The sequence below is a fragment of the Rhodanobacter sp. L36 genome, from assembly GCF_009765755.1.
Lineage (GTDB): Bacteria > Pseudomonadota > Gammaproteobacteria > Xanthomonadales > Rhodanobacteraceae > Rhodanobacter.
The window spans coordinates 661,690-672,105 of the sequence record NZ_LMUV01000011.1; the positions used below are offsets into that span (position 1 = coordinate 661,690).

Sequence of the window (10,416 nt, forward strand, 5' to 3'; positions counted from 1 at the left end):
GATACTCGTCTGGTGGCACGCTGGTCTCAAGGTACGAGTACAGCTCGGAGTAGCTGTACAGCCTAACAATTCGTTCAAGGCGGGCGGCTTCGCCGCCGCTTAGCTCGGCGTCGAGTGTCCGGTTTCGACCCAAAGCGGACTCTCAACCAAAAGCACTCTCCATCCGGCTATTCGCCAACTTGTTAGCCGGACCGAGCACCGATAAGATCGCGTGGAATCATGATCTTGCGGTGCGAAGGCTTCGCAAGTTCAAGGACGTATAACCGGACTCAGGGGTCCGTCTAATTGGTAGTTAGGTACCGCAATGGAATGCCTCGCAGCATGAAGATTCGAGTCACAGCAGCGAAGTTATTGCGCTCAAAAATGAGGTCGAGGGACCGATCCCAACGGCTTGGCGAAAAACGCTCAGTGCCGTCGTTGAGGCTTTCGTTGCTGGTGACTACGGGTTAGAGAAAGGGGTGGCTAACGTCTCACCGGTATCCGCCGAAACCGCTTCGCGCATCCGCAAATATCTTCAGGACTACGGCGCGACGCTCATAGCGTTGCCAGACGCAATCTGGGGTTCCTCCGTCTGTATCTGGTACGGCGACCACTGGGATGCGCTAGTAGACCTCTGGACACAAGAGGAGGGTCAAAGCGATTTGGTGTTGCACGTACGAGTAAGTGAGGCCAATCCGGGCTTCCTCATCCAGATTCATCTAGTCTATGTGCCGTAAGCGGGCGGCACCTAACCACTCGTTCGAGGCGGACGGCTCCGCCGCCGCTCAACTCCAGCGTTAGGCACTTATGTCAAAGCGTGCTCAATTGGTGGTTCTGGGTATGGTGCTGGCCTTGTCCGTTGCCTCATTCGCAATAGCTCGCCTCTACTCGCCATCGTTGGCTTTCAAAGTTGGTGTCGCACCAGTCATATTTGCAGGCTTGGCTCTCTTTGGTCACCTCACGACACTCGACGACGATGCAAGGGGTGGCTTTTCCAATCCTGAATCTTCGTCTGGTATCTGGCGCAGCTCGCTGTTGGAGCTTACGCTCAAGGCAGGCCTGTTCGGACTTGTATGCTTTCTAGTTTTTTCGGGCTTGTAGCGAGCGTGCACCTGGCGCCTAACAACTCGTTCAAGGCGGACGGCTTCGCCGCCGCTTAACTCCAGCGTTAGGCGCATATGAACTTTATGACCTTCTCACCAGGCAACGTACTCTTCCTGTGCGTATTCGCCATGGCGGTTGTCTGGCTCCTACTAGTCAGGAACCTCTTTCGGTCAATGTCGGCAAAACACCCTCAAAAATACGAGGAGCTGGGGAAGCCCTCGCTAACGCAAAACAACAACTTGCGGACAAATGTGCGGTTCTTTAAATTTCTTTTCAGCACCGAATCAACCTCCCTCAATGACCTGTCTTTAAGTAAACGCGTCAGCTTCCTGCGCATTTGGCTCATCATATTTTTTTTTGCCTTCATGGTGTCGCTATCTGTCGCGACTCAATGATAGACGCCTAACTATTCGTTCAAGGCGGACGGCTTCGCCGCCGCTTAACTCTAGCGTTGGAGCAGTGGAGTCGTCCATGCCATCAACCACCGCAAAAGGGGGAGCGATGAAATACGCCTTGTTCTTGCTATTACTGGCGGTTTTCGCTGGCTGCTCGAACAGTGGTCCAATCAAGGTCGGGCCGGAGACTTACTACATCATCAAAAAAGCCGGGAGCGCGTTCAACACTGGTGACCACGACAAGGTGGTGATCTTGCAGCAGGCCAACACCTTCTGCGAGCAACGTGGACGCGACGTCCTAGTTGAAAAGGCCGAGTCCCATCACGGCATTGCATTTGCACGGGTGGCAGCGCCGACGCCACCTTCAAGTGCGTTCCCAAATCTAAGCCTTAGCGTGCGTGCTGCCGTCTAACCAATCATCCAAGCGGGCGGCTACGCCGCCGCTTAGATCGAGCGTAGAGTGTCCGCTTTCGACCCAAAGCGGACACTTCGTAAAAACTGCGCGACTGATTCACTTTTGAGGACGCGTGATGCGGTTTGGGCCCGTTGTCGATGCACTGGGGGTCGCTCTGATCATCACGCAAGTGATGACTTGGCGGCTTGCGCAGCGGTTAAACACCGTCGACCCGAACTACTTCCGGACTCGTAACGGCCAGTTGCACTGGTGGGATTTACGGTCTCGCTTCTCCGTGCTGGGCATGCTGGTCGACCGACGCTTGCCCAATACGAAACACGGTCCCCTTAGCGGATGCTCCAGCCGGCCAATATGGCATTGTGGGTTTTGAAACGAGAGGGTGGATTTTTGAAGGCTAAAGTAAAGATCGACAAAGTGATCGAAGAAAATCCCCGGTCATCTGATGGACTCGCAGCTCTTTTTCTGAGAGCACGAGGCTACGAGGGTGGTTGGTATGGAGCTATTGACTACGAGCTTGCAAAAAATGATTACAAATTATTAATCGAGAATAAGGACAAGGTTGGAAGCAAAGGATTACTTGGGTATGCGAGAGTTCTTTTCAAAGAAGAAAATATTGAGAGCTTTGATGAAATTAAGCGTTTGTGCGATGAAGCAATCGCTTTAGACGGAAACATTAAAGCAAGGGCTCTTATCGGGTTTTCGTATGAAAAATTCAACAAAGACTATGCATCAGCTGCAAGATATTACCTGTCGTCATTTTTGCATGGTTCGAAGTGGGGTCTAGGCTTTTATTCATCAGCCAAGATTCGTGATGGAAAGTTTGCAATCGGATTAGTGAGTAAGATTGCATATCACTTGATGTATCCAATACTAAATATCTTCGACAGATCAAAATCAGCCATATACTACGAAAAAGGTCCCCGAGCAAAGGGTAGGGGTTGTTAATTGAGGAAAACAAAGGGTCCGCCGTCAAGTTAATGGACGCGCACTTGGCCTTCCCCAGCCGCGCTAAATAATATCCCCGTCTTGTTGCAGGTCATCCACCGCAGTGTTGCATCCGGCGCCAAGATAGAGAGATTCGGGTCAGACCTAGGATCATTTCATTCGGTATGGGACGATTTTCGGGGTGGCGAAGGTCAATCGCTGGTCAACCGCTTATTGTGATCATTGAGCCGGGGATGTCCCGAATCGTGCTAAAAGCGGGGTAAGGACATGTCTGCTTTCGACCCAGAGCGGACATGGTCTCGAAACCAATTGTGGAGCTGGTCAGATGGATTTGAATGAAGCTACAGCCAAATTCGCGGCTTTAACTAAGCCAGAACGCTTAGTGTTTCTTGCTCGCTATGGCCACCAGCTCACGATCGTGGCGCGATCAGCGTACGGAACCGAAATTGCCGATGTTGTCGCAAAAGATTTTTTCAGAAAGCTGTTCGAAATTCAGCATCGTCTGTTCAGCTATATGGCATCGCTCATGACAGATGACGATCAATGTTTCAGTGCCCAAGCGATGGTGTCCATTCTTCTCGGTGATGAATCCATCAGAGGAGCAACCGTGCCTGCTTTCGCGAACGTGCACGCCAGCCCGTCCTCAGTAAGGGCGGACTAATTCTTCGTCTGCTTTCGACCCAAAGCGGACTGTCAACCAAAGGCATTCTCCATCCGGCTATTCGCCAACTTGTTAGCCGGACCGAGCACGGATAAGCTCGCGTGGAATCAGGGCGTTGCGGCGTAACGTCTTTGCCTGTTCAGGAACAAATAACCGGACCCAGGGGTCCGTCTAATTGGTAATTAGGTCGCATATGGTCGGCAATGGTAAGCACAAATGGCTTCGCAGCAATATTGGCGACTTCATGCGTCAGTATCAGCGTAAAGCGCAGCGAGGCGTCGAGCCAAATGATCGCCAGTACGACCGCAAGGTCGAGGAAGAAATCAAACGCATGGACCCGTTCGAGCTCGATCAACTCATCAACGGAACAGACGACGATGATCCCGCGTGAGCAACCTAACAATTCGTTCAAGGCGGACGGCTCCGCCGCCGCTTAACTCCAGCGTTAGCTGCCACTACAAATGACCGTTGCAACCGAAGCTCAGGAAATCTACCTCCGTAGCATCAATGAGTCCGTAGCTCGGATTGATGCTTGTGGTGTATTTCTCGACGCATACGCCTCAAGCGGTTCACTGTCGGTCCTTGAAGCAGCAGCTCTGCAGGCGCGCAAGGCGCTCGAAGCGGTCGCATATGCCGCCATTGCACCAAACGAAAAGCGCTATCAGGCATTTCGTGCGCGAGCTGCGCAACCTGCAGACTACCGAAAAGACTACAACGCTCGCGCAATTCTCCGACACCTCGCTAAAATCAATCCCGACTTCTACCCGACTCCACTTCTACCTGCCACACAGCAGGCGCCAGGGCATTGGCACTTCGAGTTAAAGGCGGATGGCTACCTTACAAAGGCACGATTTGAGTCGTTCTACGACAGGCTTGGAAAATTTCTCCACGCCGATAATCCATGGGGTCATGACAAGGGGTTCGTGAACCTCGCCGCTGATCTTCCCTCAGCAATGATCCAACTCAGAGAACTCCTAGCGCTTCACAAGACAATTGTCCGCGTTCCGTCCTTTTCCGGCGTATGGGTGATTGAGGTGCCCACTGATGGTCGCGTTCCACATATCATCACCGCCGCGGCCACTGGCGAATTTGCCGTCGTCGCGGGTGGCAGCTAACCACTCGTTCAAGGCGGACGGCGTCGCCGCTTAACTCCAGCGTTAGCTGCAAGGAGAGATTTATGCGCGTTGTTAAATTAGTTTCGGCGGGTCTTGCTCTGGCACTTTGCGGCAATTCACCCGCGAACTTCGCTGCGCAGCTCTACAAAGTTTCCTTAGACCTTTCTCACAACGGCAAGCTCTTCGGTTCACCTTCGGTCGTCATCAAAGACGGCGCCGACGCAACCGTTGCTGTATCTGGGCCCAATGGTTACAAGCTCGCTCTCAACGTCGCGGATGGTGGCAAAGGGCAGCTCAAAATTGTTACCCACCTAGACACGGCTTACGGTTCCATAGCGCCAGCTATGGTCGTGCTGGCTGGCCAGCCGGCAACCGTATCGGTCGGCCATATTGCCATTGGCCTGACCGCGATCCGCACTGGCAGCTAACAACTCGTTCAAGGCGGACGGCTTCGCCGCCGCTTTGTTGATAACTGAGGTACAAGTTGATACGCCACTGGTGACCGCTGCGCGCGCACCAAGCATCAGCAACTTGGGGGTAAATTTGGGGGTATTTTTCGCGAGCATCGCTAGAAAGCGTTATAAAGACTTACTTTTCGTTGCCCCTCTTGGCACCAATTGATGGCTTTGTACTTTTCATAACAGTACGAATCTGTCCAGATATACAGATAACCCCGCGTAGAAGCGGGGTTTTTTTGTTCCTATGTGTCGTCCAGGGCTGTCCAATGATGGCCAAAGGGGGCGAAGGTCTTTGTGTAGGCTTTGGGTATGAACCCGCCATTCGTATCCAAATTGATTCGAGGCGTGCCTTGCTTGGCAGCACGTTAGCAGAGCTTCAGATACGCGAGGCAAAACACGCCGATAAGGCGTACTTGCCAGTGGATGGCAATGGGCCAAGGTTGCGCGGGCTGCTGCAGGGCGTGCGGTAGCAGGCTTGAACAGTCACGTTTTCACCATTGAGTATCGACGCGGTACGCGCGCACTCTGAGAGCGTATAGCTGTTCACGACTAGAGCTTCTAGACGTTGACGACAAAGGGAAAAACGCTGGCATGCTTCACATGCCAACTCGCTTATGGGCAGTAGATCAAAAAACCAAGCCATAAGTTTTTGCATAGTCATAGAGATCCAAACTCGTTGCGAGATTCAACTTACGCATTGCGTCGCTCTTTTGACGACTTACTGTCTTGGCACTCCGTCGCAACTTCTCGGCAATTTGCGTAACCGTGAATCCACCCACATACAGACGCACAATTTCGGCCTCGGTGGGGGAAAGTGTTGCGATCCTGCATCGGTTTGTTTCTGCGGGAACTGTCGACCTGCTTGGTGGTTCGTCGGTACGGATTTGGTTGTTCTGATAAATGCCTCCATTAGCTACGATGTGTATGGCAAGCAGCATTTCTCTGGTGAATGCTGCTTTTTCTACAACGGCTTGGGCTCCCGCGCGGTACATGCCTGAAATCAAGGTCGGGTTGTGGATCATTGTCAGCACAATGATCGGCAGATTCGGATAGCTGCGTCGTACTCGCTTCAATAGACTCAAACCATCGATCGAATCGTGGCCAGTGGGCATGGAGAAATCGGTGATGAGCAAGTCGCAAGTTCGCTTTGCCAGTATCTGGAGTAACTCACAGCCGTTATAAGCCTCCCCAACGACTTGGAAGACCTCGTTTTGTTCTGTGAGCAAAGCCCTCAGCCCCATCAGAGCGACAGGATGGTCGTCTGCAATAATAATTTGCATAGCTGGCTTGCTCTATTTTCTGGTGTAAGCCATGGCATGGTCCTCGCGGTCCAGGGATGCACTGTTGGGCGCTGCGATACCGTCGCTATCAGCGGGTTGAGAAGTCGATCGAAAATACTTTTTATCAATCTTTCGATGTATGCGCACTCAAATCACTCAACTTCTTGAGAATATTTTTTTGCCAAAGCGGTTCATTCGCTTTGTCGGCAACTTTGGCCGCCTTTTCTAGCGAATTTCGCGCTTCCACAAGTCGATTTTTTGTCTGCTCCCAATTGGCCTGTTCGAGCAAGGCTGAATATTCGATCGACATAGCGTAAGTACTGCTTTTTCTATCAGCGTCCGCGATAAGCAAATTTAGTGATTCTTCAACGCGATGCTCGTCTGCGTGAGAGCCAATAAGAAACGATGCTTCGGCCAGCCTGACATGTAGCATGAGTTCGCTGTCGACGCCGAATCGGCGAGCAGTATCTGCATGGGCCAGTGCCAATTGTTGCGCGGCTTGTTGCGGCATGCCGGCGTCATTCAACAAAGTGGCGTAAGCCATTCGATCGATGGCTCGGACCGCGCCGTACGTTGCCATGCTGTCAGCAATGCCGTCGCCAATAATTTTGCGAGCCTTCTCCAGTTCGCGTTTGTCGCCATCCGCATCAAATTTCCACCAATATTGATCGCCCAACAGAAAGCGGGCTTCGAGCGTGAACTCATGAACGGGTCCGTAACGTTCGCGATCTATCTCGAGGGCTTTGTTCGTCCAAACGATCCCGTCATCCAAATGGCCTTGAAGCGTCTCCAGGTCGGCCCTGACCCAATAGACGCGCGCCAGAGCGGGGTGGTGCTTGTCCACGGACTCCTTGAGGATCGACTCGGCTTGTTGGATGGATGTTTCGGCTGAGGCATTGTTTCTGTTTATCAACTGCGCGTAGGCGAGTTCTGCCCATGCAGCTCCCGTCCGCGGATGGTTCATGCCCAAAGAGTGCTGACGGCTACGCAAGAGCTGTTCGGCCATCGCCAGAAATCGTTTCTCGCGATCGGGGCGGTTTGAAAAGCGTACGGTACGCATCAGCGATTCGCGCGCATCATCTGTCACGACGGGATCGAGAGGCTCGGCAAGAGACACGGCGCGGGTGAGATCCCGTTCGGACTCGTCGAGACGAATTTGGGCACGCAGCCACGACCCTCTCTGGATCAGTAATTCAGCTGTGGCGACACTGCCTATAGCGGGATCCAGTTTTTCCGACCGCTCCAGCGCCGCATTCATTGTTTGCTGCGCCTTATGCGGCTGCCCTTGACCAGATTGCGCAGTAGCCAGTTGCGTTTCCAGCAGAACGCGCGCGAGTCGGTGCTGCGCGGTCCAACCGATGCCCAGCATGGAAAGGCCGCTGCGCGCCGACTTCTCGGCCCCGGGGAAATTCGCCTCCAGATTCTGCGTCTGGGCCAGCAAGGCCAGATCGAACGCTTCCAGGAGCGATTCCCCGTGCGTGAGCTGGCTTGCTTCGAGTGCCAGCGCTCTGGCTTTTTCATAGTAGCCAGCTAATGCCCAGTTGCGTGCGAGCACTGCCAGTCCGCGCGCTCGCATCGCCGGCTTGTCGACCGAATGTGCACGCAATTGCACTTCGGTCTGTTCCAACACTGTTTTGGGCGACGTGGGTTTGTCGCTTAGACCGGAGAGTGTTGCTTGTGTAAGCATGCGCTCAAACAGGCGATCGACCTCGCTGGCGGCGGCCATTTCATGCTGGGCGCGAATCTGCTGGTAGCCGAGAAAGCCCAGCGCCGCCATAAGCAGCAGGCTGGCACTGCCGACAGCAATTGCGGCCAGTCTGCGGCGTTGCAATAGACATCGGATTCGATAGAACAACGTAGGGGAACGCACGGAAACCGGGCGAGAGGCCAGCCACTGCCGCAAATCGTGCTGAAGTTGCATCACGTCGCGATATCGCTTGCCAGGATCAGGATCGACGCTCGCCAAAGCAATGACGTCGAGGTCACTAGACAGCTTCCTCGACAACTGGCGCGTTCCCTGGCAACCACGTTGAAGCGCTATCTGCCGACTGGCGCAGCGAGCGATATCACTCGGCGCCTCTGGCGCGAGTGGCTCGGAGAGCTGGAGCGGAATGGCGAACGAGTGTTCAGGCTTAGTGGGAAATTGCCCGCACAAAAGGCGATAAAGAAGTGTACCCAGCGCATACACATCGGCTTGCTCGGAGGGGTAGTCTCCATGAAGCACTTCAGGTGCTGTGTATTGCGTTGTCATCCCCAGTGCCTGATAGCCCACCGGAGCATTCAGCAATGCGGTTGCAAGTCCGAAATCGAGTAACTGCGTGCGACCATCGGGCGTGACCAGGAGATTCGATGGCTTCAGGTCTTGGTGTAGAACGCCGTGTTCGTGGGCATAAGCCACCGCATCGCAAGCCTCAAGGAATAAGGCGACACGTTCGCGCAGTGAAAGGCACTGATCGTCGCACCATTGGTCAATAGGCTGGCCATGGATATGGCGCATGACAAACCAGGGGCGTCCTTGCTCATCTACGCCGCTGTCGAGTAACGGCACGATGCCTGGATGATCGAGGCTCGCCAAGTGGTCGCGCTCGTCCGTAAACGCGGCGGCGACACGCGGCGAACTCAACTCTGAGCGGACATGCTTGAGTGCGGCAGCCTGGCGATGCCGTCCATCTGACCGCTCGACGGCATAGACCGCGCCCATGCCGCCCTGTCCGAGAATTCCGACAGCTCTCCACGCGCCGAACGTCGCGCCAATCCGGGACAGGCCCGGTACATCGGGAATGTCCGGGATGTCGCCGGGAAAGGCCCAGAGCGCGGGATGTTCAAGCAAAGGGAAACGGGCGACATCGGCCGCAAGTAGTTCGCTCAGTTCGTCGTGAAGCTCGGTGTCGTGCACTTTGATGCGCGCCAAAGCCCGCCGTCTCTCGGCTTTGCTCATTTCGGCAAATTCGTCAAACAGCGCCAAGGCTGCTGCCTGAGTCGAGCTCACAGAAGTAACGTTTTCGTGAGCCAACGCATTGGACTATCGGTAGCTTGCATCATGCTTCTCTCTACAGTGCTTAATTCGCCCGGACAGCTCCCTTCCAATTCCGCTACCCGATTATTAGTAGTAATCGGATTAACTGACAAAACACGACGTGTGATCGAAAATCGATAGCTCTATATCAAGGTATTTGACTTGCCCGCCGTCCCGGCAAAGGCCGAATTCTTCGCCGTTCGCTTCAGCAACAGATGCAGGATCGCTCATGTTGGAAAAGCGGGCGAATAACCGTTTGCAACGCTCGTTCAAGTACCTAAGCGTTCAAATTCTTAAGAGGGAGTGTCGTCAAAATGTCGGCGCAGGAAGGCGCGCGCCTTACGCCATTCGCGACTGATCGTGCGCTCTGTGACATTGAGCGTAGCGGCGATTTCTGCCTCTTTCATACCTCCGAAATAGCGCATCTCCACGACCCTGGCCGCGCGCTCGTCTAATTTGGCCAACGCGTCGAGAGCCTGATCCATCTGCAGTAATTGCTCCAGAGGAGCCCCTGCCGGCACCACCAGCGCGCGGTCCAGCGGAAGCAACTCCGCGCCTTCGCCGCGCTTCTGGCTGAGCACGCGCCGCGCTTGGTCGATTAGCACATAGCGCATCGCACGTGCGAACAGCGCGGTCAGGTGCGACCGATTCTCCGCCGACAGGTTGGCCTGGGTCAGCCGGAGCCAGGATTCGCTGATGAGCGATGTGGGAGAGAGCTGCCTCCCTTTCAACTGCCTGATCTGAGACCTGGCGATGCGGTGGAGATCCTCGTAGAGCAACGCATAGATACGGTCCCAGGCTTCGGTCCGACCCTGCTGTGCCTCTTTGAGAAGCGGCGTGACCGAATCCGCGATGTCATGCACGTGGAGGCTGGCTTCAGTGCTCATGGTTTGCCGCTCCTATCCGAAGAAAACGTGATCTGTGTCGTGTTTTCTTCCGGTTTCGCGAATAACACAGACAAGGGCCCGATTTCGCGCGAGCCCCTCACAGCAGAGCTGCAAAAGAGCAGACGAAAGGAATCTACAACAACGTCGAGAACAGGGATACG

Annotated in this window: 9 protein-coding genes; 5 read left to right on the plus strand and 4 right to left on the minus strand. The window is 54.3% G+C overall.

Annotation, left to right across the window (positions count from 1 at the left end; all coding sequences use genetic code 11):
- The first annotated feature begins 1,554 nt into the window (after positions 1 to 1,554).
- From GSQ73_RS12730 to GSQ73_RS12740, 3 genes are all read left to right on the plus strand, one after another.
- Complete coding sequence (locus tag GSQ73_RS12730) at positions 1,555 to 1,890, plus strand: hypothetical protein (protein WP_158884537.1); 336 nt, start codon at positions 1,555 to 1,557, stop codon at positions 1,888 to 1,890.
- Positions 1,891 to 2,244: 354 nt separating this feature from the next.
- Positions 2,245 to 2,838: a hypothetical protein gene (locus tag GSQ73_RS12735; RefSeq protein WP_158884539.1), complete on the plus strand. Its 594-nt coding sequence runs from the start codon at positions 2,245 to 2,247 to the stop codon at positions 2,836 to 2,838.
- Positions 2,839 to 3,163: 325 nt separating this feature from the next.
- Positions 3,164 to 3,499 (plus strand): hypothetical protein, encoded by a 336-nt coding sequence (locus GSQ73_RS12740; protein WP_158884541.1) that lies wholly within the window; start codon positions 3,164 to 3,166, stop codon positions 3,497 to 3,499.
- A 139-nt stretch (positions 3,500 to 3,638) separates the two neighbouring features.
- On the opposite strand, the gene GSQ73_RS12745 is transcribed toward GSQ73_RS12740, so the two are convergent.
- Complete coding sequence (locus tag GSQ73_RS12745; protein ID WP_158884543.1) at positions 3,639 to 3,911, minus strand: hypothetical protein; 273 nt, start codon at positions 3,909 to 3,911, stop codon at positions 3,639 to 3,641.
- Between the two features lie 49 nt (positions 3,912 to 3,960).
- Here GSQ73_RS12745 and GSQ73_RS12750 point away from each other — a divergent pair, with 49 nt between their 5' ends.
- Both GSQ73_RS12750 and GSQ73_RS12755 read left to right on the plus strand, forming a co-directional pair.
- Complete coding sequence (locus tag GSQ73_RS12750) at positions 3,961 to 4,614, plus strand: hypothetical protein (protein ID WP_158884545.1); 654 nt, start codon at positions 3,961 to 3,963, stop codon at positions 4,612 to 4,614.
- Positions 4,615 to 4,676: 62 nt separating this feature from the next.
- On the plus strand, positions 4,677 to 5,042 hold the full coding sequence (locus GSQ73_RS12755) for a hypothetical protein (protein WP_158884547.1): 366 nt from the start codon (positions 4,677 to 4,679) through the stop codon (positions 5,040 to 5,042).
- Between the two features lie 656 nt (positions 5,043 to 5,698).
- On the opposite strand, the gene GSQ73_RS12760 is transcribed toward GSQ73_RS12755, so the two are convergent.
- The 3 genes from GSQ73_RS12760 to GSQ73_RS12770 all read right to left on the minus strand — a co-directional run bounded on the left by GSQ73_RS12760 (position 5,699) and on the right by GSQ73_RS12770 (position 10,255).
- A complete protein-coding gene (locus GSQ73_RS12760) occupies positions 5,699 to 6,352 on the minus strand; it encodes a response regulator transcription factor (RefSeq protein ID WP_158884549.1) in 654 nt (217 codons plus the stop codon).
- Positions 6,353 to 6,476: 124 nt separating this feature from the next.
- Entirely contained in the window at positions 6,477 to 9,317 is a 2,841-nt protein-coding gene (locus GSQ73_RS12765) for a protein kinase (RefSeq protein WP_158884551.1), read from the minus strand.
- A 344-nt stretch (positions 9,318 to 9,661) separates the two neighbouring features.
- Positions 9,662 to 10,255: an ECF-type sigma factor gene (locus tag GSQ73_RS12770; RefSeq protein ID WP_158884553.1), complete on the minus strand. Its 594-nt coding sequence runs from the start codon at positions 10,253 to 10,255 to the stop codon at positions 9,662 to 9,664.
- Between the last annotated feature and the right edge of the window lie 161 nt (positions 10,256 to 10,416).

Excerpts from the sequence above, each read along its gene's own strand:
- GSQ73_RS12760 (WP_158884549.1), bottom strand. The coding sequence starts at position 6,352 with ATGCAAATTATTATTGCAGACGACCATCCTGTCGCTCTGATGGGGCTG.
- GSQ73_RS12770 (WP_158884553.1), bottom strand. The coding sequence starts at position 10,255 with ATGAGCACTGAAGCCAGCCTCCACGTGCATGACATCGCGGATTCGGTC.
- GSQ73_RS12750 (WP_158884545.1), top strand. The coding sequence starts at position 3,961 with ATGACCGTTGCAACCGAAGCTCAGGAAATCTACCTCCGTAGCATCAAT.
- GSQ73_RS12735 (WP_158884539.1), top strand. The coding sequence starts at position 2,245 with ATGGCATTGTGGGTTTTGAAACGAGAGGGTGGATTTTTGAAGGCTAAA.
- GSQ73_RS12755 (WP_158884547.1), top strand. The coding sequence starts at position 4,677 with ATGCGCGTTGTTAAATTAGTTTCGGCGGGTCTTGCTCTGGCACTTTGC.
- GSQ73_RS12740 (WP_158884541.1), top strand. The coding sequence starts at position 3,164 with ATGGATTTGAATGAAGCTACAGCCAAATTCGCGGCTTTAACTAAGCCA.
- GSQ73_RS12730 (WP_158884537.1), top strand. The coding sequence starts at position 1,555 with ATGCCATCAACCACCGCAAAAGGGGGAGCGATGAAATACGCCTTGTTC.